Consider the following 25,253-nt stretch of genomic DNA (forward strand, 5'->3'; position numbering starts at 1 on the left):
GCCGGTCAGCTCAGGCCCAGGACCAGCAACGCCGGCTGAACCGATTCCCCCCACCCGCCGAGATTGCTGTAGTCGACGTACTGCTGGCGCCAGCGGCGGAAGAGCCAGAACCCGAGCACGAAGATCCCAGCCGCGATCACCAAGACGCTTATCGGCAATGCGCCGGAGGCGGTGCGCGGCACGTCGTCGGCGTGGTCACGGCTCCACCTCTGGTCGAACCGGCGCTCGCTGTCGTCTCTGTCCGGATCTCCGGTGGTCTCAGTCATAGGTCCTATTGTTGCGCACTTGCCCCCTCTCAGACGGTCACAGCGGCCACGAACCGTCGATCACGGTGTCGGTCTTGCCCTGCCGGCGCAGGTACGCCTGAAAATCCTCCGCCTGGTCGGCCTTCCACACCACCTGGAGGTCATGCAGCTGCTGGGCGGGCATCTGCAGTTCTGGATACTTCTCGGCCTGACAATCTGCCACCTGGACGGCGGCCAGAGCATCGGGGGCCGCGGAGTGAGCCTCGGCCAGCTCGACCCCGTGCACGCCGCAGAGGTCGTGCAGCCGGCGCTTCCCCCGCCGGTACTTGTCCACCTGCTTGTCGATCACCAGTGGGTCGATCACCGGACTCGGGCGGGGGAACTCAAACCCGTAGCGCGCCGCTTCAGCGCGCAGCACCGCCAGATCATAGGGGGCGTTCATCACCACCACCGCGGTTCCGGCCAAGAATTCGCGGGTCAGGGCGGCCAGCAGCTCCCCGACGGCCTCTGCGGGTTCCTGGCCGTGCTCCCGGAGATAGTCGGTGCTCAGTCCGTGGATCTTCACCGTCTCCTCCGGAACGTCTATTCCTGGGTTGACCAGCCACTCCCGCACTCTGGGGGAGCCAGAGTCCTCGGGGTCACAGGTCACCAGCGCAGCGGAGACAATCCGCGCTTCAGCGGGAAACCGAGAGGTGGTCTCCAGATCAAACCCCACCCGGCGCCGTCGATGCCAGGAGGCGCCGGAGGGATGGAGCTCAAACAGCGCGTCGCTTTCCATGCACGCCACCCTACCGGGCAGCCCGGAGGTGCCCCGGCACCAGTGAACCGGAGTCCGAGGATGTCAGAGGGTGGGCCTAGGCTGGGAGAACCGCAGCGTGCAGCTCTCACCCCGCAGGCAGACTGAGACAGGCAGGAGACCATGGACACACAGGCGCAGCTCACCGAAGAGCGTGGCTCAGAGATACCGCTTGCTCCGTCCTGCCCCACTTTGGTCTACGGGGCGCCCGGGGCCGGCAAGACCGGCGCAGCGGTGGAGTCGGCACTGGACTTCCTGCGCACCGGTGAGGACTCCCGTCACCTGCTGGTGCTCTCACCGACTCGCGACGCCTCCGCCCGGCTGCGCGATGAAATCGAAGCACGATGGGGGGCCGAATCCCCTGAGGCCGCGCTGAGCGAGCAGCCCTCGCGGTCGTTCGCCTCCTACGCGTTCTGGGTGCTGGGCGAAGCTCGGCGTCGCAACATGCTCCGCTTCGCCGCGCAGCGGCCCAGACTGCTCTCCGGGGCGGAGCAGGACCGCATTATCGGAGACATCCTCCAGCAGATGGCAGGCGAGGGGGTCATCGACCGGTGGCCGGAGAGTCTGCGGGAGGCCACCCACGCCGCCGGTTTCCGCAGAGAAGTCCGCGAATTGCTCGACCGCGCGCGCGAGTACGGCGTGACGGCCTCCTGGCTGGAGCGCGCTGCTCAGGCGCAGCACATCCCCGAGTGGCGGGCAGCAGCTGAGGTGTATTCCCGCTACCTGGAAAGGTTCAGCTCGGCGGAGTTTGAAGATGCCTACGACCCTGCCGGGCTGATCAGCGAGGCTGGCCGGCTCCTGGAGGAAAATCCCGAGCTGCTCGACGCAGAGCGGCGTCGGCTGCTGCGCATTGTGGTTGACGACCTCCATGAAGCCAGCCCCAGCGTCTACCGCATGTTGAGGCTCATCGGTGCCGGCAGGCCGGTGTTGGCGATGGCAAACCCGGACACGGTGACTCAGGGTTTCCGCGGTGCCAGGCCGGACAGGCTCAAAGGTTGGACCGAGCTGATGGCACCCGATCCCGCCCGGGGACTCCACGGAACGGACCCAGAGATTCACCTGCTCACCGGGCATCACATGTCGGGGCCAGTGGCGCAGGTCTATGCGAAAGTCGCACAGCGGATCGCAGCCCCGGCGGAAACGGCTCTCCGGCGGATGTGGCAGCCCTACTTGCACGGGGAGGCTGGCGGATCCGACCCAGACGGATCGGCAGAGGCCGTGACCGCGGTCAGCGCCCACGCCGCTGAACGCGCAGTGCTGACCGAAATCTTGCGCCGCCACGATCATCAGCGTGTGAGATTCAGTCAGATCGCGGTGATCGCCCGCAGTGGCAGTGGCGCCCGGCGGATCAGCAGAGCACTGGCGGCACATGGAGTGCCGGTGCGTCAGTCCATGCGCGACGTCGTCCTCCACCAGGAACCGGCTGTGGCCCCGCTGCTGACTCTGCTCTCCTGGTCGGGCCGTGAACCCCACCCTGGCGGGTTCAGCCTCAGTGAAGTCCTGGAACTCCTCGACTCCAGATACGGGCTGGCCGACCCACTGCGGCTCAGGGGGGTGCGGCAGCAGCTGCGGAGCCAGGAGCGCCAGCTCGCTTCCGCGGAGGGCAGGCAGGTCCGCAGCTCGGATGAGCTGATCCTTGCCGCCGCCCACGATCCCCAAGACCCAGTTCTGCGCGCCGTCGCCGCTCCGGCCAGGGGTAGCCGTGCAGAGAACTCGGCATATGGGCTCAGACGGATCGCGCTCATGCTCGGAGCGGTCGGCTCAGCGGGCACACATTCCGCCCCAGGTGAGCTGCTGTGGCAGATCTGGGACGCCGCAGGGCTCGCTGAGCCCTGGCGAGAAGCCACCAAACACACAGGCTGGGAGGCAGAACGAGCTGACCGGGACCTCGACGCTGTCCTGGCACTGTTCCACGCCGCTGAACGGTACGAGCAGCAGAACCCGACCGGCAGCGCGGCAGACTTCGCCCAGCACCTGCAGCGGCTGGAACTTCCCATGGATACCCTGGCGCAGACCACCTCGGCTGACGAGGGGGTCGAGGTGCTGACCCCCACCACTGCTGCAGGCCGGCACTTCGACACCGTCATTGTATTGGACCTCCAGCAGGGCATCTGGCCGAACCTCCAGCCTCGTGGGCAACTTCTGCGCAGCCAGGAATTGGCCGATGTGGTCGAGGGACACAGCAGCGTCGCCAGTCGCAGTGTGATGGTCAAGCGGATCCAGACCTTGCAGGACGAATATCGTCTTTTCGCCTCGGCGCTCTCCCGGGCGACCAACCGCCTGTTCGCCGTCGCCGTGGAGACCCAGGAAGAGCGGCCGAGTGCTCTGCTGAGCCTCATCACCGCCGCCGAGGATCGGCCAGCACCCTCCGAGGCTGATTCCCGCCCCCTGACAGAGGTCACCTTCGTCGCGGAGCTGCGCCGAGCATTGGAGGACGACCCCACAGACCTCCACGCCGCGCAGGCATTGGCAGCACTGGCCCGGCACCACATCACCGGCGCCAGCCCGTCCACCTGGTGGGGACTGCCGCAGCTGAGCACCACGGAACCGGTCCATCCTCCTGAAGACGAGCTGCGCGTGTCACCCTCATCAGTCGAGACCGCCATCACTCAGCCCCTGGAGTGGTTCATCAAACGAGTCGGCGGGACCGAACCCACTGACTTCAGCCGTCAGCTCGGCACGCTCATCCACTCCATCGCTGAGCAGCATCCCGAAGAGACTGAGGTCGAAAAACTGCACCAGGTGCTGGACGCCCGATGGCACGAGCTGCGGCTGCAAGGGTGGGAGGCAGATGCTGAGAAGGCTCGGGCCAGAGAGATGCTGCGGCAATTGGCTCGGTATCACGTAGGCGTGGGCAACCGGGAGCTTATTGGCACAGAGATCCAGGCCACCGCCGGCGCGGAGGCCGCCGACTCGGAGAGGGAAGGCCCAGTCATCATCACCGGGGTCATCGACCGCATCGAGCGTGAACACGGCAAGCTGCACATCATCGACCTCAAAACCGGCCGGAAAGCACCGACCCGCGATGCGGCGAAGCGTCACCCGCAGCTGGGCCTATACCAGCTCCTGGCCGCAGGTGACCCTGCCCTGAGCGGACTCGGACAGTTGGAGAGGGCGGCGTTGCTGTATGTGGCGGCGAACCAGAACCCCACAGTGCGGGACCAGGACGCGGCCCCGCTGGAGGCTCCCAGCGCCTGGCCGGTGCAGCAACTGCGCGAAGCCGTCCACGTCATGACCCAGCCGAGCTTCGTCGCGCGGATCGCTGCCGATGCGGGGTCCGGCCGGTGGAATACCTGTCGGGTCGGGCCGCTGTGCCCGCTCTGTGAGGAATCCAGGCAGGTGACCCAGCCATGAGACTTGAGGAGACAACCTTGAAATTCACCCCGGCTGAGATCGCCCAGGCCCTCGGAGAGTTCACCCCCACCCCGGAACAGTGCGCGGTCATCGAAGCCGGGCTTGAGCCGATGCTGGTCGTGGCAGGCGCCGGCTCCGGCAAGACCGCCACCATGGCGGACCGAGTGGTGTACCTCGTCGCTAACGGCCTGGTGACTCCGCCTGAAATCCTCGGCGTGACGTTCACCCGCAAGGCCGCTGGCGAACTGGCTGAGCGCGTTACTGAGAAGCTGCACAAACTTGTTGACAAAGGACTGATCCAGGCCGAGGACCTCATTCCGCAGGAGCTTCGCACCCTGGCATACCGCAATGCGGAACACCCTGAAATGGACCTGGCCAGTGTCGTGGAGCCCCATATCTCCACCTACCACTCCTACGCGCACTCCCTGGTGAGCGAATACGGGTTGCATATGGGGCTTGAACCGGACTCGGAGCTCATCGGCGGCGCCCAATCATGGCAAATCATCACTCGCCTGATCACCGAATACCAGGACGGCGCCGCGCTGATCCAGGCCGACGTCACTGCCAGTACTCTGCCGGGACAGGTGCTGAAACTCTCCCAAGACATGGCAGAGCACCTCAGGACACCCGATCAGGTCATCGAATGGCTCACCGCAGAGATCTCCCGCGCTGAACAGTGGGAACACGAGATGAGCAAAGGTGGCCAGGGCCTGCTCAACACGCTCAGGCTGCGTCGGGAAACAGCCAAGCTTGCCGCCCAGTACCAACAGGTCAAACAGGCGGAGGGTCTCATGGACCACGGAGACCTCTTGCGTTATGCCGCGCAGCTCGCCTCAGCCGAGAACTCGCCGGTTCGATCCCGAGAGCGGGAAAAGTACAAAGTGGTGCTGCTGGACGAATTCCAGGACACCTCGCACGCGCAGCTGACGCTTTTCACCGACCTGTTCGGCGGCGGCACCGGGCATGCAGTGACCGCAGTCGGTGACCCCAATCAGTCCATCTACGGTTTCCGAGGGGCCTCCGCCGGGCAGCTGTTCCAATTCCCCCAGAAGTTTCCCGCGGTGGACCCACACACAGGACGCGCCAGGCCAGCAGCACTGAAACAGCTGACCATAGCCTGGCGCAACGGCCGCAGCATCCTCGAGGTGGCCAACACCCTGGTCCGGCCTTTTGCGCGCTACACGGAGACCACCGGCCCACGCTGGCATCAGGGTACCGGCAGGCTGCGGCGGCAACTGAAGGAACTCATCACCGCCGACCGCATGGATACCCGTGGCCGAGTCCTGACTGAGGAGGGGGTGCCGGTCACCTCCAGCGCAGAAGGCTGCTCGACGCCGGTGCAGCGCATCGCGCCCGTGGACGCTGTGGCCGACGGACGCGTCACCTACGGCTTCTTCGCCACCGAAGACCAGGAGGCCGCCGCCATCGTGGAATATATGCGCTCGGCCCTGGAGAGCGCACCCGCGGCGGATCCTCCGGAGTGCGCGGTGCTGGCCAATACGCACAGTCAATTGGGGAAGATTGCAGACGCCCTCCGCCATGGCGGAATCCCGTACGAACTCGCCGGACTCTCCGGGCTGCTGCACCGCCCTGAGGTGGTGGAGCTGCTCGCCTACCTGCGTGTCCTCGCCGACCCCCAGCGTTCCGACGAGCTCTTGAGAATCCTCGGCGGGGCCCGCTTCCGCATCGGCCCGAAGGATCTGTATCTGCTGGGTCGCCGCGCCTCCGGCAGCGCGCGGAAACGCACGGGAAAGGTCATCGAGGCCGACGAGGAGACCCAAAGTTCCTTGGAGCCCGAGCTCGACGAGATGCCATCATTGGTGGAAGCCCTCGACCGATTCGACGTGGATCCCACCGCTGAGGAACCTTCCCGGCAGGGCTTCTCAGCATCCGGGATCGAGCGGATCGCTCGGGCCCGTGACCAATTCCGCACCCTGCGCGGACTGCTCCACTTGGATCTGGGCAGCCTGATGCAACGCATCATCAGCGAAACCGGTCTCGGAGTGGAGGTCGCCGCGCGTCCCTGGGAAGTGGGCAGCCATCCGACCCGACAGCTGGACGCGCTTATCGACTACGCGGAAACGTTCGCCGCATCCTCCTCAGGCCAAGACCTCTCCGGTTTCCTCGAATGGCTCAGTGCAGCCTCCCATCAGGAGCGGGGACTCGAGCAGGCAGCCGCCGACCCGCAGCCCGGCGCCGTGCAGCTGCTGACCGTGCACGGCTCCAAGGGACTGGAGTGGGACGTAGTCGCGGTGGCCGGACTGCGCAGGGACCGCTTTCCGCGCCCGCCCGGCATGGCGGGCCGGTGGACCAAGAAGGAGGGCGACCTGCCATGGCCGCTTCGCGGTGATGCCGACTCGCTGCCTCAATGGGACTGCGATCAGCCGCAGGATACCAACAAGCGCACCGCACAGGTCTGGGTGCGCTCAGCGGGGGAAACTGGCTCCCTGAAGGGCTACGAAGGTCCAGTCTATAAGGAGGACTGCCGGGAGTTCAGCGAGGAGGAAGACCGCCGCCTGGCCTACGTGGCGATGACCAGGGCGAGGGCCCGTCTGCTGTGCACCGGGGCGTGCTTCTACGGAGCCTCTGGAGGCCAGGATGCCTCTCCGTTCCTTCTTGAGATCCGGGAACTGGGGCAGCGTACTGCCAGCAGCCGGCAGTTCGAAGAGTTGGCCTGGCACGAGTATGACCCCGATGCGAAAAACCCGTTGTCGGACATCACTTTCAGCGCCGCTTGGCCGTACGATCCGTTGGCCGAGGTGGATGTGCGGCGCCACCGGCTCATCAAAGCCGACCTGAGCGATCCCACATCGATCGACACCTACGAAGACCTCGACCCCGCCGATCCGCCGCGCCGTATCAGTCGCCGACCAGCCTTGGAGCAGGCGGCGGAACTTGTCGCCGCTGAGCTGGGTGCGGCGGAGCTTGCGGCGGGAGACTCACATCCGTGGATGCAGCAGGCGCGGCTGGTCATCCAGCGCGCCGAACAATGGCGGTCCTCCGCCCGGGCGCTGCAGCTGCCCCGTCAGCTATCCGCCTCATCCATCGTCCAGCTCAAACACGACCGGACCCAGGTGCTGGAACAGGCGCGGCGTCCCATCCCGCAGAGGCCCTCGTCTGCGGCGCGGCGGGGAACCGCAATTCACGCGATTATCGAACAGGTCCTGGAAGTGCAGGCTTCCCTGCCGGATATCGACGAACTCTTCTCTGCACATGAGGCGGAAGACACCGAAGGAACGCTGGAGCTGGAGCGAGTCCGAGCCAGCTATCAGAACAGCCCTTGGGCAGCCCAGCCAGCTTTCGCAGTCGAAATCCCGTTGGAGACCACGATTGCCGGCACCACACTCCGGGGCAGGATCGATGCCGTGTTCGCGACAGATGCCCAGGGCGCGGCACTGAGTCATCATGTCTTCGAGACCTGGACCGGGCTGCCGCGGACTGAGCGCGACCACAGAATGGCCACATGCACTTTCGATCTCGTCGACTGGAAGACTGGAGAGGTGCCCCGAGGCCCTGAGTTGGAGGAGAAGGAACTGCAGCTGGCGGTCTATCGGATTGCCTTCAGCAGGCTCTACAGCGTGCCGCTGCACCATATCCGCGGGCATTTCGTCTATCTCGACCGGGATACAGTCCATTCCCCTGAGACACTGGCCGATGTCAGCACTGTGGAATCCATCATCCGGGGGGACTCCGTCATCCCGGCATCGGCCGGGTGAGCTCCGGCCCGGGGGCCAGCGGACTTCACACCTTCTGACCAGCCCGACGGGTGAGCACAATGGCATAAAGCACGATTCCCACACCCACCACTGCGGCGATGGAGCCCGCATAGGCGGGCGCACGCAGCCCCAGCCCGGCGTCGATGGTTACTCCGCCCACGATGGCACCGAGTGCATTCGCGGCATTGAACGCCGAGTGATGGAAGCTGGCCGCCAGCTGCGGAGCCCGCGGAGCGGTGTCAATCAGGTGCGTCTGCATCGCCGGGCCGAGGTTTGCTGCCGAGACCCCGACGCAGAAGAGCAGCAGAAGCATCAGCCACGGGATATGAGCGAACGTCGCGAACAACCCCATGAAGACCGCCACGAGGACCATAGCCACCAGCACTGTGCCCAGGACCGACTTATCGGTCGCCGCACCACCGGTAAATGTGCCGATGACCATGCCTGCACCAAAGATCAGCACCACCCACGGCAGCACACTGTCACTGAACCCGGTGACCTCCACGGCCACGTGGGACAAATACGTGTAAATGGCGAACATGCCGGAAAATCCGATGATCGCCAAGCCGATACCGACCCATAGCCGCTGATTGGCCAGTGCGCGCAGTTCCCCTCTGACTGATGCGCCGGCCGGAGCTGCCTGACGTGGGGCCAGGTATGCCACCGCAAGCATCGTCACCCCCGCCAGGATCGCCACAATCAGAAACATCCAGCGCCACCCAAACAGCTGCCCCACCCATGTGACAGCCGGCACCCCGGAGACGTTGGCGATCGCCAATCCAGAGAGCACCACAGCGATCGCCCGTCCTCGCTTGGCCGGACCCGCCATCTGGGCGCTCATCAGCGCCGCTGTGGCGAAATACGCCCCGTGGGGGAGCCCGGAGAGAAACCGTCCAGCAAGCAGAGTTTCAAAATTGGGGGCGACGAAGCTCAGCACGTGGGCGATGATGAACAGCACCAGCAGGAACAGCGCATAGGTTTTCCGTTCGCGTTTTGCGCCCATCAGAGCCAGGATGGGCGCCCCCACCACCACGCCCAGCGCATATGCGGAGACAAGCATCCCGCCCTGACCGTAGCTCACCCCGAGATCCAGCACGATCTCCCGCTGCAGGCCCATTATGGCGAATTCCGTGACGCCGATGGCGAAGCCCCCGGTCGCCAGTGCCAGAATCGCCCAGGCCATCTGGGTCCGACTCATGTGGTTGGTGGTCACCGACAACCCAACCGCGGACCGGCGAGGATCATTCCCCGCCTCGACATTCTCAGTCGGAATCGCAGGTCAGCTGCCCGGCGGACGCAGGCCCGGGTGACGGTCATAGAGGGAGGCGGCGGAAGCCGGACTCGGTGCTGACCCAGCGGAGTCGTCAGCGCCGTGTGACTCCGCGGCGCCGCCGGAGTCCGCAGATGACGCGGAGGGTGCCGAGGCGGCGGAAGCCGCAGAGGACGAGGACGCCGACGAGCTGGCCGAGCGTGCGCTAGCCGCCGAGGCAGCCGAGGACGGAAAGAAGTTCTTCTGTTTGGCCCGGCGTTCGGAGGCGTCGTCGGGCTGGATCGGCAGCGAACCAGTCGCGGGCGCAGGTAGGTCGAACTCACCGGCGTCATCGACATAGGCCGGCAGCTCCTCTGTCAGGGGGTCTGCCGCGAATGCGGCCGGAGCAGGGCTCTGCTGGTCAGCGTCAGCTGCAGCGTTCGCGACATCAGCGTCGGTGACATAAGCCGGCTCGTCGTCGTCCTCGTCAGGGCTGAACGAACCTGCCCCAGCGACAGTGGCCGCCGCCCCGGCTCGCCGGACAGGCTTGGAGTCCTGTTGGTCCGCGGGGGCTGGGGAGGGCCCGTCGGCCGGCGAATCCAGTGCGATCGGACGCCCGCCGTAGGTTTCAATGTCTGTTGCCAGCTGCCGTAGCAGGCCTGCGGCCTCCTCGATCATCTGGGTGTTGCCGCTGGTGGTGCCCCGGATCATCCACTGTGCAAGGGCAAATTCAGCCGAGAGTGCGGCACGGCGCAGCACATGCTCGTCCGGCACCGCGTGCCGGTGTGCGGTGTAGGCGCTGAGCACGCGGTCGCTGAAGGTGTGATCGGGGGAGGCGATGAGCCAGGCCAGGTCATCGGCGGGGTCTCCCACATGTAAGTCAGTCCACCCGGTGACGGCCATGACGCGGTCACCCTCGATGAGCAGGTTGTCCTCGTGCAGATCCCCGTGGACCACGGTGGGCGCAAATTTCCACAGCGCCCGATCCTCCATCGCACGCTCCCACCGCCGCAGCAGCAGTGGGGGGATCTGACCGGTGGCGGCCGCGGCGTCGAGTTCATTGAGCCGACGCTGGCGGACTCGTTCGGCACTGTAGGCAGGGAGGTCCGCATGGTCCACCACAGATTCGGTCAGATCGTGCACCGCAGCGATGGTCCGGCCCAGGTCCTCAACCAGCTCCGGTGATGCCCCCACCAGTTCGCTCAGCGCCACCGGCTCCCCGGGCAGGTGGTTGTACACAAAGACGCGCATCTCCTCGACGCGAGTCGCGCCGGCGACGCTGGGGACTCGGAACGGCAGTTCGGCGCGGATAGCGGTGGAGAACCCTCGCAGCACCTGAACCTCGGTCTCCAAGCGCATGGCGGCCTGTTGGTGCTGTGGGCCGCGGACCCGCCAGCGGTTTCCGGAGTCGTCGACGACCACTGCCGACATGAAGTCCCGGGCGTCGTCGGGCGCATCGGCCACACCGGTCGGAGACAGACCCGGCACCGCGCGGGTCGCCAGGGCAGCCAATTCCATCGAAGTCCATCGCACGGATCTCAGCCTAGCCACCAGTGGCCTCATAACCGGCATGCAACGCGGAAGACTGTGGAAAACATCCTGGGCAGATCCTGCTGCGGCGGTACCGTAGACCCTATGACTAATGCCCTACGGGAGGCTGCGCCCGAATCAGTGCTGAACGGGCTGGATGCCGAGCAGCGGGCCGCCGCCTCCGCGCTGACCGGTCCGCTGTGCATCCTCGCCGGGGCTGGGACCGGCAAGACCCGGGCCATCACGCACCGGATCGCTTACGGCGTGCGGGCCGGAGTGTATGACCCGCACCGGGTGCTGGCGGTGACCTTCACCGCCCGAGCCGCAGCCGAGATGCGCTCCCGTCTGGCGGCCCTTGGTGCCCCCGGGGTCCAGGCGCGGACGTTTCACGCGGCCGCGCTGCGCCAACTGCAGTACTTCTGGCCCGTGGCCATCGGCGGAAGCCTGCCGCAGATCCTGGACTACAAGATCAAACTGCTGGCAGAGGCCGGCAAGCGGCTGCGCATGACTACCGACCGGGCCGGGCTGCGTGACTTCGCCTCCGAGATTGAATGGGCCAAAGCCTCCACCCTGACACCTGAGGGTTATCTCGCCCACGCTGGGCAGCGGGAGGCCCCCGCGGGGGTTGACCACCAGGCCTTCGCCCGGCTCTATCAGGCCTATGAGGACCTCAAGGAGGACCGTCACCTGATGGACTTCGAAGATGTGCTGCTGTTCACCGTCGGCATGCTCGAATCGGACGAGCGGGTCGCTGCTCAGGTCAGGCAGCAGTACCGCCATTTCATCGTCGACGAGTACCAGGACGTCTCACCCCTGCAGCAGCGCCTGCTGGACCTCTGGCTGGGCGGACGCGAGGAGCTGTGCGTGGTCGGAGACGCCGCCCAGACCATCTATTCCTTCACCGGGGCCACCCCGGAGTACCTGCTGAACTTCCGGCGTCGTTATCCGCAGGCGCAGGTGGTGAAGCTGGTCCGTGATTACCGCTCCACTCCGGAGGTGGTGAAGCTGGCCAACACTCTTCTGGCCGATCGCCGCCCCGGGGGAGATGCGCCGTGGTCACCACCGCTGCAACTGATCTCCCAGAGGCAGGGCGGTCCCCGTCCCGAGCTGACAGAGCTGGCCGACGACGACGCCGAAGCCGCCTGGGTGGCGGAGAAAGTCTCCGAGGCAGCCGAGGCGGGGACGCCGCTGAGTGAGATCGCGGTGCTCTACCGGACTAACGGGCAGGCCCAGGCACTGGAACAGGCGCTTGCCACCGCTGGCCTCTCCTATCAGCTGCGCGGCTCGGAACGGTTCTTCTCCCGCCCGGAGGTCAGGGAAGGCATCGCTGCTCTGCGAACGAGTTCACTGGTCGCGGATGACTCTGCCGACTCTGTGCCGGAGGCAGTTCGCGGGGTGCTCTCCTCGATCGGTTGGACCGCTCAGGCGCCGCCCTCCGCCGGTGCTGTGCGAGAGCGGTGGGAATCCCTGGCAGCGCTGGTGGGTTTGGCTGAGCGGCTGGCCCAAGAGCGCCCGGATCTGACCCTGAGGCTGTTCCTGGCTGAACTCGACGAACGTTCCGCTGCGCAGCACGCGCCCACCGTGGAGGGGGTGACGCTGGCCTCTCTGCACTCCGCCAAAGGGCTTGAATGGGAAGCGGTCTTCCTGATCGGACTCTGCGAAGGGCTGATGCCCATCACTTTTGCGCAGTCTCAGCGGGAACTCGACGAGGAGCGGCGGCTGCTCTACGTGGGCATCACCCGGGCAAAGACCCGGCTGTACCTGTCCTCGGCAGCCGCGCGGCACCCCGGCGGGCGCGGCCGGCGCAAGAGCTCCAGGTTCTTGATTCCGCTGCGCAAAGAACTCGGCTTGGAGCAGACGACGCGACGGATCGCCCCCGGGGGTGGGAAACTGAGCCCCAACGCCGCAGCCCGGAGCCGCAAAGCAGCAGTCTGCGCCGGGTGCGGAGAGGTGCTGACGGTGGGAACACAGATTTCCAGGCGCCGGTGCGCGGACTGCCCACCCCGCTACGACGAACAGCTCTTCGAACATCTGCGCGCGTGGCGGAGGGGTTACGCCAAGGAGCTGGACACGCGTGCCTTCATGGTCTTCTCCGACTCGACGTTGGAGCACCTGGCAGAGCACAAGCCGCTCTCAGACCCCGAGCTGCTGAAGATCCCGGGGATCGGCGAGCGCAAACTGGAACTTCACGGGGAGCGTCTCAAAGCGGCCATCGAGGAGTTTGGTCGCACGGATTAGCGTCACGCCTGCTGGTCCGCCCAGGTGACGCCAGCAAGAAACGCGTCAGCCTCCCGAGTGCGCGGATAACGGTCCACCAGCGCTTGGAACCCCGGTCCATGATCGGGCTCAATCAGATGAGCCAGCTCGTGAACCAGCACTGCGTCGACCACCCATCCCGGCATGCCGCGCAAGCGGGCGGAGAGCCGTATATCCCCGGTGGTGGAGGTGGTGGAGCCCCATCGTTTCAGCTGCCGCTGTGACCAGGTCACCGAGGCCGGTCTCACCGTCTCCGTAAAATACTCGCCGGCAAGTTCCTGAGCCCGGGTGAGCAGGGCCTCATCGCTGCGTCCGGCGCGCGCGGCCCGGCTGGCCAGCCGCTCCCGGAAAGCACGGGCGTGCTTTTCGACGTCTCTGCGCGGAAGGCGCATCGGCACACGCAGCCTCAGGGCGCCGTGTGAGATATCGGCGCTCACCGTGCGTCGACGCTTCGTGGAGCGAATCACCACCACATCTTCGCCATCAACCTGGATCCGGGACTGCTGCTGTGCCATCGGAGGTCAGTGTACGCCGCGCACCTGCTGCGCACTGTGGAAAACTCATTCTGCCGAAGGCTGATCAAGAGATAATGAACGGTGTCAAAAGACTTCAAACCTGAGGCGCGTGTCATGAGTACTGCCCCTGAGCTGGAGAGCTGGGCCCCGGCTGCCGTCTGTCAGGCCAGGCGCCGGCTCGCCGTGGTGGTGGTCGAAGGGCTCTGCCCTGCAGGGCTGCAGATTGCACAACATCTGATCAGAAGCAGAATCGGCACCCTGGTGCTGCGTGATGACCAGCCGGTCACACGTGAAGACACCGGATTGCGATCCATGGACGCCGGGCGACGCCGGGCCGAGGCCGCCGCCGGGCTGCTCGGCGGGGCATCGGGGGAGACGGCTGTCATCGAAGCCCCGCCGGAATCCTCAATACGCGGCGCAGATCTACACCTGCTGGTGGGGCAGCGTCGAGCATCAGACGCCATGCTCAGCCGCAGGCTCGAAGAGTCACCGGTGCTGCTTCCGGTCTCGGTCACCACTGCGGGCTGGCGAATCGGGCCCCTGCTGCACCAGGCATCCCTGGTGTGCAGTCACTGCATGGGAATCAGCCCGTTCAACCAGCAGCAGACACCCGCCGCAGACGCGGATATCACTGTGCTGCAGGCCGCTGCCGCCGCGGTGGCAGCGCAGCAGGTCGTCATACTGATTAATGGTCTCACCCCCGGGGTCCTGAGGGGCGCGGGGCTCATGGCGGAGGCGGCAACCGGACGCATCAAGACTATCCAGCATGATCCGCGACGGGAGTGCGTGTGTGGGTAAGGCGCGCGGGCTGGCCGCGGGGCAGGTGGCGAACGGGCTGTGAGCGAACGAAGACGGCATCGGCCAGGCACCAGCGATACCCTTTAGACTCACGCTTTGTCTCAACTGGAGCAGGAGCCAGCGATGTCTGATCAGCCCGACGACAACGAGCGCCGCGAGCCCAACGAAGAAGAGTTTCTCCGCAAGCTCTTCGGCGAGGCCTTCGGTGACAAGTCCAGCGACGGTGAGGAGGACTCACCCAAGAGTGCCTCCGGCCCGTCAATGGGCTTTACCGGAACCCCCGGGGCAGGGCAACAGTCCGGATCCGCCAGCGGCTTCCCCGGATTCCCTCCCGGCTTCGACCCCTCCCAACTGCCCCCGGGCTTCGGCGATCCTCAGATGATGCAGCAGATCATGGGCCAGGTGCAGGCGATGTTCTCCGCCATGCAGAACCAGGGTGAGCAGACGGTGAATTGGGAACTGACCAAGAACGCCGCGGTGACCGCACTGGGGGAGGACGACGCCGCCGTCACCCCGGTGGAGAGCAAGCAGGTCGACGACGCACTCCGGCTGGCCGAAATGTGGCTCAATGAAGCGACAAGCTTTGAAGCCCTCGGCGCCATCGGCCGGGGACTGAGCCGCAAACAATGGATCGAGCAGACCTTCGCCTCCTGGCAGCGGCTGACCGAACCGGTGGCCGAGTCAGTGGGCCGCGCCATGGGGCAAGTGGTGCGCCAGCAGCTTGAGGATGGCGAGGGCCTCAACCTCCCCGAAGAGATGAAGGGCATGCTGCCGCCTGATGCGGCCGGTCAGGTGGCCAGCATGATGGAACGCATGGGCGGTGTCGCCTTCGGTGCGCAGATCGGCCAGGCCATCGGCGAACTCGCCGGTGAGGTGCATTCCGGCTCGGACATCGGCTTGCCGCTGGCAGGGAAAGCGATGGCCCTCGTGCCCGGCAACATCAAGAGTTTCGGCAAGGGTCTGCAGGTGGAGGATGAGGAAGTCCTGCTGTACCTCGCGCTGCGGGAAGCTGCCCGGATGCGCCTCTTCGTCCGAGCGCCCTGGCTGGAGGACGATCTCTTCAACGCAGTGGCCCAGTACGCGGCCGGAATCCACATCAACATGGAGCGGGTCGAGGAGGCGGCCAGCCAGATCGACCCCTCGAATCCTCAGGAGATGGAGGACCTGTTCGGCGAAGGGCTGTTCCAGGCGGACCGCACTCCTATGCAGGAAGCTGCCCTGACCCGCATCGAGACCACCCTGGCGCTTGTCGAAGGGTGGGTGGACGACGTCGTGGCTGAGGCCGGTGCCCACCTGCCATCACTGGCCAAGCTGCGCGAGACCATGAACCGGCGCCGAGCCACCGGAGGGCCGGCTGAGGCCGCCTTTGCTGCCCTGGTGGGCCTGGAGCTGCGTCCGCGGCGCCTGCGCGATGCCGCTGCGTTGTGGGCCCACCTGCGCCAGCAGGATGGCGTCGAGGGACGCGATGAGGTCTGGGCCCATCCAGACCTGCAGCCCGATGAGGCCGATCTGGACGACCCAGCTGGCTTCCACCGCCGGCGCGCCGAGCGCCAGGCGGAGGCGGCGAAGATCGACGACGAGCTCAAGAAGCTGCTCGACGGCGGGTACGACGGCCCGGGCACCCCTGCCGGAGACCAGGGGTGACTCTTCGCAAGTCAGTCCAACGGTTCACCGGGGCCGGCGCGCTGCTCGCTGGCTTGGGCGCGCTGGCGCTCCCCAGCGCCTATCTGCTGGAGTCACCGGGTCCCATCTTCGATACCCTCTCCGACATCGACGACCAGCCGATCATCACCGTCGACGGGGCGGAAACCTACGACACCGAGGGAAGTTTGGCGCTGACCACCGTCTATGTCAACGGTGCTCCCACCTCCACGGTGCGGGTTCCCGACGCCATCCGAGGGTGGCTCGCCCCCAGCGTTGATTTGACTCCCCAGGAGTTGATCTACCCCTCCGGGACCACCGAGGAGGAAGTCCGCCAGCGCAATACCGCGGCGATGGCCTCCTCGCAGGAACTGGCCCTCGCGGCGGCACTGGAGCACCTGGGGGTGGACTATGCGGTGGAACTGTCCATCATGGACTTCACCGAAGAGGCTGTGGCGGCGGGGACTCATGAGTCGTTGGCGGCCGGGGATATCCTGCTCAGCGCAGGCGGCGAAGAGGTGACCGGTATCGAGGGGCTGCGCCAAGTCGTCAACGACGCCGCCGGGGAACCGATAGAATTGACCCTGGTTCGGGACGGAGAGCTGATCGAAGTCGAGGCACCCACCTATCAGGAAGCAGATGGGGAATACTACGTCGGTATCCTGTTGGGCAGCGAATTCGAATTTCCGGTCCGGGCAGACATTCAGCTCGAAGAGGTTGGAGGGCCCTCGGCTGGGCTGATGTTCACCCTAGGAATCATCGACACCATGACCGAGGATTCACTGACCGGCGGAGAGGACTGGGCCGGAACCGGAACAGTCGATCCCGACGGGAAGGTAGGAGCCATCGGCGGCATTGCTCAAAAGGTCGCCGGCGCTCGCAGCCAAGGGGCTGAGCATTTCTTGGCTCCACGTGATAACTGTGATGAGCTGGACGGCAGGCTCCCGAACGGCCTGGAAGTTTACGGAGTGGACGATGCTGATCAGGCAGTCGAAATCCTGGCAGCGGTCCGAGACGGCGATGAGGACTTTCTTGCGGGGCTCGCGCCCTGCGGCCGGTGAGATCCCGGCACACTTGCACCTAAAAATGAGTACATATAGAGATGAGGACAGACGTTGAGCTTCTCACAGGGATTCGGCAACTCGAACCCCTTCTCCGGGGGTATCTTCGGCTCCGGCGCGGGCAACAGTGGCAATCGTGGCGGTGGTGAGGGCTCCGGCGGTGGTCAATCGCAGGGAGGCTCCGGGGGGCGGCGTCGCCCCTCCGCGCTGATTATCACCATCATCATCATCGCAGCCCTGTTAGGCGCGTTTGTGGCCTTCGCGGGGTTCTACGCAGAGGTGATCTGGTACACCCATCTGGGGTACTCCGAGGTGTTCTGGACTGAGTGGATTGCCCGGGCTGCGCTGTTCGCCGTGGCCTTCGTGGTCATGGCTGCGTTGGTGTGGGTCAGCCTGATTATGGCCTTCCGTAACCGTCCGCTGGGGTTGGAGGGGCAGCTCGGGGAGGCGGTCAACCGCTATCAGTCGACGCTGACCTCTATGCGGCGACTGCTGATATTCGGCCTGCCGACGCTGATGGGGCTCTTCGCCGGCACCGCAGCTCAGGCCAACTGGCAGCAGGTGATGCTGTTCTTCAATCAGGAGTCCTTTGGCCAGAGGGACCCAGAGTTCGGTTTGGACTTCAGCTTCTTCATTTTCACCCTGCCGTTCTTGAGCTTCATCAACGGCTTCCTCATCTCAGCGGTTCTCGTGGCGGGAATCGCCGGTATTCTGTGCCACTACCTGTTCGGTTCCATTCGCATTGAGAGCACCGGCAAGTTCGTGGTGGAGAAGGCTGCCCGCTGGCATGTCGCCATCGTTGCTGCGCTGTTTGTGTTGCTGCAGGGTGTGAACTGGTGGCTGGGACGCTACGCCACGCTCCAGGACCAAGGTGGCAACTGGGCAGGTGCGCTCTATACCGACGTCAATGCCGTGATTCCCGCACAGACCATTCTGGCGATCGCCGCGGGTCTGGTAGCGCTGGTGTTCCTGGTCACCGCTATCACTGCTCGTTGGCGGTTCTCCATCATCGGCACCGCTATGCTCATCGTCACCGCGATCATCGGCACCGGCGTGGTGCCGTTCTTGGTGCAGGAGTATCAGGTGCGGCCCACCGAACAGTCGCTTGAGGCGGAGTACATTGAGCGGAATATGGAGCTCACCCGCTTCGCGTACGGCCTCGATGAGCTGAACAAGATCAACTACCGGGCCACCCAGCAGGCGGAACCGGGCGCCCTCTCCGGGGACGCTCCCAATATTGAGAACGTCCGTTTGCTGGACCCGAACCTCGTCTCGGCCGCCTACCGCCAGTTCCAGCAGTTCCGCCAGTACTACACGTTCCCGGACACGCTGAGCTTCGACCGTTACGACATCGACGGGGAGACCTTTGACACGGTCATCGCCGCACGTGAGGTCAATGCCCCGGAAGGCTCGTGGGTCAACCAGCACCTGGTGTACACCCACGGGTACGGGCTTGTGGCGGCCAATGCGAATACCGTCACTCCCGAGGGTCGGCCCGACTTCAGCCTGCAGGGCATCCCCACCACGGGTGACCTCGCCAGCGATGAGGACTACGAACCTCGCATCTACTTCGGGGAGTCCACCCCTCAGTACTCCATTGTCGGCGCCCCCGAAGGTGCTGCCCCCCGCGAGCTGGACCGTCCCGCGGTGGAACTGACCGACGACGAAGAAGGGGAGGAGGCCGCGGAGAATGGCGATGATGGCCAGGACACTCAGTACACCTTCACCGGTGACGGCGGGCCCTCTGTGGGTAACCTGTTCAACCGGCTGATTTACTCGTTGAACTTCCAGTCCCCGGAGATCTTCCTCTCGGGTGACGTCAACGAAGAGTCACAGATCCTCTACGATCGGCACCCACGCGAACGCGTGGAGAAGGTTGCCCCCTACCTGGAAGTCGACCAGAACATCTACCCGGCCATCGTCGATGGGCGCGTGAAGTGGATTGTGGAGGGATACACCACCTCCAATGACTTCCCCTACTCCACCCAGCAGCAGCTGGAGTCCGCCACGCAGGACGCGCTGACGCAGGGCGCTCCGCAGCTGACCGGGCAGGTGAACTACATCCGGAACTCGGTGAAGGCGACTGTGGACGCCTACGACGGCTCCGTGACGCTCTATGCGTGGGATGACGAGGACCCCATCCTGCAAGCATGGCAGCAGATCTTCCCCTCCTCCTTGGAGCCCTACTCGGATATGAGCGCGGAGCTTCTGGATCACGTCCGTTACCCAGAAGACATGTTCCGCATCCAGCGCCAGCTGCTCACCGAGTACCACGTGGATGCCCCGAACGACTTCTACGAGGGCAACGATGCGTGGTCGGTCCCCGAGGACCCCACCAGGGAAGGTGGCGATCCTCAGCCGCCGTACTACATGACGCTCCAGATGCCTGAGCAGGAGGAGCCGAGCTTCTCCTTGACCTCGACCTTCATCCCCGCCACTGAAGCTGACGGGCAGCAGCGCAACGTGCTCTACGGCTTCCTCGCCGCCTCCGGTGACGCTGGAACCGGTGAGGACGGGGTGAAGAACGAGGATTACGGCAGACTCAGAATGCTTGAGCTTCCACGTGATACTGCGGTGCCCGGTCCGGGTCAGACCCAGGCGAACTTCGACTCGAACTCGACGATCGCCTCGCAGCTGAACGTCCTGGAGCTCGGCGGGTCGCAGGTGCTGCGCGGGAACATGATTTCCATGCCTGCCGGCGGCGGAATTCTCAACGTTCAGCCGGTCTATGTTCAGGCGACCGGAACGGGTGCCGCGTACCCGGCGTTGCGCATGGTGCTGGTTGCCTTCGGTGAGAATGTCGGTTATGGCGACACTCTCCAGGACGCGCTCGACATGGTCTTCGGCGGAGACGCCGGAGTGGAAGCCGCTGAGGGCGCCGGCGTCGACGCCGACGAGGTCGAGGAGCTCGTCGACGCAGACCCGGTGGAGGACCCCGAGGGCCTTGTTGAGGAAGAGGACGAGGCGCCTGCCGAAACGGAAGAGGCCACCGCCCCGGAGGATGAGGACGAAGACGACGCCCCGGCAGCTGAGGGTGACGAGGAGCGTCTGGAAGAGCTTCGTCAGGAGGCAGCCGAGATATGGGCAGAGCGCAACGAGGCCTTCGGAGAAGGTGACCTGGCGCGTTTCCGCGAGCTCGACGTGGAGTTCGAGAGCACTCTCGATGAGCTGTTTGAACTCGAAACACAGTTAGGTGACTAGGCCTGAGGCCAACCACTGAATTGGCGGCGGATCCGGGCAGGAACCCCGGGTTCGCCGCCAATTTTGTGCCCGCCTAGCCACCATGTAAGATAAACAAGTCCCGGAAACGGGAAGCCCAACGCGGGGTGGAGCAGTTCGGTAGCTCGCCGGGCTCATAACCCGGAGGTCGCAAGTTCAAATCTTGCCCCCGCAACTGTGAAGGGCCGCTGACTAGGAGTTTTCCTGGTTAGCGGCCCTTTTTCGAGCCCTAGCTAAATGGGATCTACGGGCTAGTCTACGGTCAACTTTTCACGTCTAGTGCTTCTGCGCGGAAACGCACCCCCGGAGTTGCTGGCGCCATGAACGTGATCCGGTTTGATGCCAACACCAGGCCCCTCGTATGTGCCAGGCAAGGTTTGTTCGAAGAATTCTCAGGACACTTCAGCAGCGAGCCCTTGGGGAGACGATTAGACGGACTCGCTCACCGTTTGGGGACTACTCTCTGGTGGGGGTTCGTCAGGCAATTCAAGCCCCGCCAGTCGCTTCACAGTGGAAGATGTATCCCGCTTTAGCGCTTCATTGAACGAGGCCGTGACCCGGGCAGCAAGTATCTTTCTACGCAACTTCTCCAGTGCTTGAGACTCCGTCGCCTGGTCCGGCACCTGAGGACCGTGCCACCTGTCGTGGCGCCTGAGCACCTCACTTACTGGCGGCAGATCCATGTCGGCTAAGCGTCGCACAGGCGGGGGAGTCTCAGGCTTCAACTCTTCATTGAATGCGACCGTGACGCGGGCAGCCAGAATCTCACGACGCACCCGATTTCGCGCCTGAGTCCTCACCATTTCACGGGGAGCTTCTTGGCTTCTCATCTGACGCCCTCCTGACTGATCCCATTGTCAGCGATCGACTATCCGGGGTCCAGGGGGCGGGACTACTTTGCGAGTCGCTCTGCAGGTATCCGCTTCCGCTTGGTGAGATTGCCGGCATAGCTGCAGCTATGCGTCTTCTTCGGTCAGCGTCTGCTGGGCATGAGCCAAATCAGTCTGTGCCCCTTTGGCGCAGCACCTCATGACGGTCAACTTCGAAATCGATTTGGGCCTCGAGAAGCTGACGAATGAAGTCGTTTACTCTGGTTCTTTTGTCCTTGAACAGCGTCTCGTCGACCTCAGCCACCAGCTCGCGTGGGATGTCCTTATTGAATCGCATCCGGTAGGCGATGCTCTCTTTTTCGGCCTTGAGTTCTTGCACGGTGCGGGGGGCCGTTTTCTCTGTGGCCTTCCAATAACCGACACCCTCGTAATCCCGTGACCAGCATTCTGCGAGATTTGCGAGCAGCTCCGGGATCGACTCGCCGGTTTGCGCGCGGCCGGAGCTCGCTTGTTGAGGAGCGGCCGCGGCTTTGACGAATCCGGAGATAGCAACCCCAATCATCATTCCAATGACCCCGAGTACGAGAGCCGTAGGCAGGTTTCCACCCCACGCGTAACCAACACCAGCTCCAATGAGGCCACATACCGTCAGCACGAGGCCGCTAGCTGAATAGTCATTCACAAAGGTCCCCCAAGCTCTTTGTCCTGTTTCGAGATCTCACGTGATACAGCCGCCCGAATACAGGACCTCCCGGGACTTTATGAAGCTGTCCCTCCCGCAGTCCGATGAAGTCGCCAATAGAAGCGGCCGTGGTCGTCGCAGTTCATCCATCTTTGAACCGACACGCCGACGTTGACGGGCCGACCCCCAATCGTGTCATGAGGTGAGACGCTCCTACGCTCGACGGTTCCCGCTGGAGAACACGCGTGAACTGCACGTTCGCTCGTATTAGCCCCTGTTGGCGGGGAATAACGGTTCTCCCTAGTCGCGGGGTCCGACACTCACCCTTGATCACCGCCGCCTACGGGGAGCACGCTGCCGGTGATGTAGGACGCCTCGCCGGAAGCCAAGAACACTATCGGGGCAGCCTGCTCTTCGAGAGTTCCGTAACGCTTGAAGTAGGTGCTCTCGGTCGTTTGATCAACGATCTGTTGGTACCAGCGTTTGTCCTGCTCGCTGAGCTCTGCCGTATTGCGCGGAACTGCTCGGGGTGGCGCAGACGTCCCACCTGGGGCAGTGGCGACTACCCGGATGCCATGGGGAGCTGCTTCAAGGGCAAGTGAGGCCGTTAATGCGTTCACACCGCCTTTAGCTGCCGCGTACGGCACCCGGTTTATGCTTCGAGTGGCTATAGAGGAGACGTTTACAATCGTGCCTCCACCCTGAGCAATCATGGTTCCGAGTGCTGCGCGGGTAGTCCAAAGCGTGGGGTACAGCGATCGATTAATCTCTGCTTGGATTTCTTCGATGCCATAGGACTGGTAGGGCTTGGTCCAGATGGTGCCGCCGACGTTGTTTATTAGGACGTCGATCTTGCCAAAGGTTTCTTGGGCGGCATCGATGAGGCCCTGTGCGCCGTCGAATGTTTCCAAGTCACACTCGTGACTCTTTACGGCGCTCTCGCCGGAAGTCAGCGTCTCGGCTACCTGAGCAACTAAGGGTGACCGGTCCCCAAGTAGTAGTTCTCCTCCTTCTTCGGCAATTCTTTGTGCGACTGCTGCCCCAATACCTTGGGCAGCCCCGGTGACTACGACAGCTTTCCCTCGGAATCGCTGGCTCATATCTTGGTGTATTCTCCTGACGCGCGAATTCTTCGCTGGTGCGATGGATGGGTGACGTGATTACTCTTGCCGGCCAACTGTCGCCGGGCCTGGGCGCTCTAGGTCGGGCTCTTCCTCGGTGTGAATCCGGCCAACTTCGTTGAAGTCCATGGATTGCCGATCTTCCTTCGGTAGAGCTAGATAATGGTCCTCTGCTGCCACGACGTCGATACCGTTGCGCATCTGGTATCTGCGAACGAAGGCCACAATGAAAGGCGCAAGGAACGCGGTGGTCACAACGGCTGCAGCGATTTGAGCTGTCGCAACGCCCTCAACTGCTGCGAAACTCGGGTCTACGGCAACGACTGCTGCGGGTGTAGCGATCGCGTTGCCTGCCGTAGTTGCCTCAGCGGCACCGCCGATGAAGTTGCGTGTCGGCTTTGGCTTCCGACGGATAATGTTCCACAGGACCAATGCTCCGATGGCCATACCTCCTGAGAACACCACGGTAGCGATGCCGAGAAGGATACCGATGGCCCCAGAACCGAAGAGCACGTCGAACGAGATGCCTGAGCCCAGGGCAAATGCTGCGAAGGGGATGATGAGCTTTTCTCCCGGGCGCAGGAAGTCTCGGAATATCTCACTGAGGTTACCCAGAACGAACCCCAGAATCATTGGTAGGACGGCAGCTAGAAGCGCGATCATCGGCAGGTCCGCCAGGCCGGCGACGCCGAGTGCGATGAGCGTCAAGAAAGGGCCATCGTTGATCGAGAGGACTGATACTGCGCCTTTATCTGTCCTGTTTCCGAATTGACCCATCAAAGCCACATACAGGGATCCGTTGGAGTTCGACATGGCCGCAATGATGGCCAGTGGCACCAGGCCCCATAGTGTGCCCTCCGGTGCGAAGAACGCGACTCCTAAGCCGGCTATGACCGCAGCCATGTACTTTCCGACAAGGAGCGCAAGGCCTTTCTCAAGTGCTGGCGTGGCGCTACGCAAGTTGATTTGGGCTCCGATGCACATGAAGAACAACCCAATGAGTACTGGTGCGCCGTCCCTGAACAAGGCGGTGGTGAAGCTACCGATGTCGAGGATCTCGGGGAAGAACGTGTTCACTGTTGCTCCCAGGAACAAGGGCACGATCATTAGTGCACCTGGAAGGCGATTGATCTGTCTTAGCAAAGTGTCCATGCCACGGGACTCCTTAGGTGAGAGTGATTTGAGGCCGCTTCGCGGACGACTCCGGACGAAAGTGACCTGCGCGACAGAAAGCACGCTAACACGGATTTGAGTAAGAAATTATACTTATATTGATCGAATTGAGAGGTCTTGCATATCAAAAGTGGTCAGCGTGTACTGCATCTGTCTGGCCCCCGGCAGGTCGTGTTTTCACAGAAACACCGCTCACCCCGCGGGGAACGTCTATTAGGGCGTGAAATTCGTCGAAAAGCGGTGAGCGGTCCCAGATAAACCTCATCTGGTTCGATAACAGAGTCGCCCATCCGTGTGGCAGTTCCGTGACGGGCACCGAGTCACTACTGCAAATGCCACTTAACCGGCATTAGCGGAGCGGAGTAGTAACCGAGGGGGACTCCTAGTGTTCTGTGGAGGCAAAGACAGGCGCCTACGTTATGTCGCCCCCGACTCCTACCCACACGCTATCGAAGCCGCTGTCTGCTGAAGTGGTCCTCTGCAATGGCAGTGTCGACTCATACCGAGAGTCGGACATCTGCCGCACATGAGTAACTCATACCGAGACTCGCCCTTCAAAAGCAAAATCGCTGCAGCCGTTGCGCGGAATTTCTACAAGGTCGTAACAACATTCTGACGACATCGTGACAATAATGAGGCAACGAAGATACTGGATTCGTACGAGATCACGACAAGTCTCTGACAACATCGCTACAACGAACGAACAAGATAGACACAATGTTGATGCAAGCCGACAAGAATGCTGAAGGATTGATGCAAGCTCGACACAACGATGCGCCAATATTCGCCCCAATCTGGGCGTCGGTTTTGCCCGCACTTCTGCGGCCACCGGAACATCTTCGCCACTGACTTTGCCACTCATCGTCGGCATAGCCAGTCTGTTTTCGGCGTCCCTCCTGGTAGGCCATCCAGCTCCCTAAGAAGAGCTCTCCTTAAGTGGCTCTTCGCGTTTGAGGGTGTAGAGGCAGCGAAGATGAGTGGGGCCGGCGTGGCGGTGGCTGGATAGGCGTCGAGGCCTTCCGAAGATGGAAGTTCCTACACTGCCCATCTAGAAAGACCTCGACGTG

The 25,253-nt window shown here is 63.8% G+C and carries 15 protein-coding genes and 1 tRNA gene; 8 read left to right on the forward strand and 8 right to left on the reverse strand.

The window, feature by feature from the left end; all coding sequences use genetic code 11:
* Positions 1-5: 5 nt before the first annotated feature.
* Positions 6-266 carry a hypothetical protein gene (locus FEF27_RS05850; protein WP_138169915.1) on the reverse strand — a complete coding sequence of 87 codons (261 nt, stop codon included), beginning with the start codon at positions 264-266 and terminating at the stop codon, positions 6-8.
* Positions 267-303: 37 nt separating this feature from the next.
* Complete coding sequence (locus FEF27_RS05855; RefSeq protein WP_138169916.1) at positions 304-1,023, reverse strand: 3'-5' exonuclease; 720 nt, start codon at positions 1,021-1,023, stop codon at positions 304-306.
* 141 nt (positions 1,024-1,164) lie between these two features.
* Between FEF27_RS05855 and FEF27_RS05860 the strand changes: the two genes are divergently transcribed.
* Entirely contained in the window at positions 1,165-4,395 is a 3,231-nt protein-coding gene (locus FEF27_RS05860) for an ATP-dependent DNA helicase (protein WP_138169917.1), read from the forward strand.
* Positions 4,396-4,412: 17 nt separating this feature from the next.
* Positions 4,413-8,111: an ATP-dependent helicase gene (locus FEF27_RS05865; protein WP_166429924.1), complete on the forward strand. Its 3,699-nt coding sequence runs from the start codon at positions 4,413-4,415 to the stop codon at positions 8,109-8,111.
* A 25-nt stretch (positions 8,112-8,136) separates the two neighbouring features.
* Here the strand turns inward: FEF27_RS05865 and FEF27_RS05870 are convergent, their stop codons facing one another.
* On the reverse strand, positions 8,137-9,309 hold the full coding sequence (locus FEF27_RS05870) for an MFS transporter (protein ID WP_138169919.1): 1,173 nt from the start codon (positions 9,307-9,309) through the stop codon (positions 8,137-8,139).
* Between the two features lie 81 nt (positions 9,310-9,390).
* The gene (locus FEF27_RS05875; protein WP_138169920.1) at positions 9,391-10,893 is read right to left on the reverse strand and encodes a macrolide 2'-phosphotransferase; all 1,503 of its coding nucleotides are present in this window, start codon (positions 10,891-10,893) and stop codon (positions 9,391-9,393) included.
* A gap of 102 nt (positions 10,894-10,995) precedes the next feature.
* Between FEF27_RS05875 and FEF27_RS05880 the strand changes: the two genes are divergently transcribed.
* Positions 10,996-13,128, forward strand: coding sequence for an ATP-dependent DNA helicase UvrD2 (locus FEF27_RS05880; protein WP_138169921.1), 2,133 nt, complete (start codon positions 10,996-10,998; stop codon positions 13,126-13,128).
* 2 nt (positions 13,129-13,130) lie between these two features.
* On the opposite strand, the gene FEF27_RS05885 is transcribed toward FEF27_RS05880, so the two are convergent.
* Positions 13,131-13,661, reverse strand: a complete 531-nt coding sequence (locus tag FEF27_RS05885; protein WP_138169922.1) for a M48 family metallopeptidase — start codon at positions 13,659-13,661, stop codon at positions 13,131-13,133.
* 114 nt (positions 13,662-13,775) lie between these two features.
* Here FEF27_RS05885 and FEF27_RS05890 point away from each other — a divergent pair, with 114 nt between their 5' ends.
* The 5 genes from FEF27_RS05890 to FEF27_RS05910 all read left to right on the forward strand — a co-directional run bounded on the left by FEF27_RS05890 (position 13,776) and on the right by FEF27_RS05910 (position 20,555).
* Positions 13,776-14,459 carry a ubiquitin-activating E1 family protein gene (locus tag FEF27_RS05890; RefSeq protein WP_138169923.1) on the forward strand — a complete coding sequence of 228 codons (684 nt, stop codon included), beginning with the start codon at positions 13,776-13,778 and terminating at the stop codon, positions 14,457-14,459.
* Between the two features lie 123 nt (positions 14,460-14,582).
* Positions 14,583-16,103 (forward strand): zinc-dependent metalloprotease, encoded by a 1,521-nt coding sequence (locus FEF27_RS05895; RefSeq protein WP_138169924.1) that lies wholly within the window; start codon positions 14,583-14,585, stop codon positions 16,101-16,103.
* The gene (locus tag FEF27_RS05900) at positions 16,100-17,161 is read left to right on the forward strand and encodes a YlbL family protein (RefSeq protein ID WP_138169925.1); all 1,062 of its coding nucleotides are present in this window, start codon (positions 16,100-16,102) and stop codon (positions 17,159-17,161) included. The genes FEF27_RS05895 and FEF27_RS05900 overlap by 4 nt, the downstream gene beginning before the upstream one ends.
* A 54-nt stretch (positions 17,162-17,215) precedes the next feature.
* Positions 17,216-20,362, forward strand: coding sequence for a UPF0182 family membrane protein (locus FEF27_RS05905; protein ID WP_138169926.1), 3,147 nt, complete (start codon positions 17,216-17,218; stop codon positions 20,360-20,362).
* A 119-nt stretch (positions 20,363-20,481) separates the two neighbouring features.
* Positions 20,482-20,555: transfer RNA gene (locus tag FEF27_RS05910), tRNA-Met, on the forward strand.
* Between the two features lie 824 nt (positions 20,556-21,379).
* Here FEF27_RS05910 and FEF27_RS05915 read toward each other — a convergent pair.
* The 3 genes from FEF27_RS05915 to FEF27_RS05925 form a co-directional block, all read right to left on the reverse strand.
* Positions 21,380-21,892 carry a hypothetical protein gene (locus FEF27_RS05915; RefSeq protein WP_138169927.1) on the reverse strand — a complete coding sequence of 171 codons (513 nt, stop codon included), beginning with the start codon at positions 21,890-21,892 and terminating at the stop codon, positions 21,380-21,382.
* A gap of 320 nt (positions 21,893-22,212) precedes the next feature.
* Positions 22,213-22,992, reverse strand: coding sequence for a 1,6-dihydroxycyclohexa-2,4-diene-1-carboxylate dehydrogenase (locus FEF27_RS05920; RefSeq protein WP_138169928.1), 780 nt, complete (start codon positions 22,990-22,992; stop codon positions 22,213-22,215).
* 60 nt (positions 22,993-23,052) lie between these two features.
* Positions 23,053-24,165 (reverse strand): 2-keto-3-deoxygluconate permease, encoded by a 1,113-nt coding sequence (locus FEF27_RS05925; protein ID WP_138169929.1) that lies wholly within the window; start codon positions 24,163-24,165, stop codon positions 23,053-23,055.
* Positions 24,166-25,253 lie beyond the last annotated feature (1,088 nt).

Origin of the sequence: Nesterenkonia sphaerica, from assembly GCF_005771565.1 — a bacterium.
GTDB classification, from domain to species: domain Bacteria; phylum Actinomycetota; class Actinomycetes; order Actinomycetales; family Micrococcaceae; genus Nesterenkonia; species Nesterenkonia sphaerica.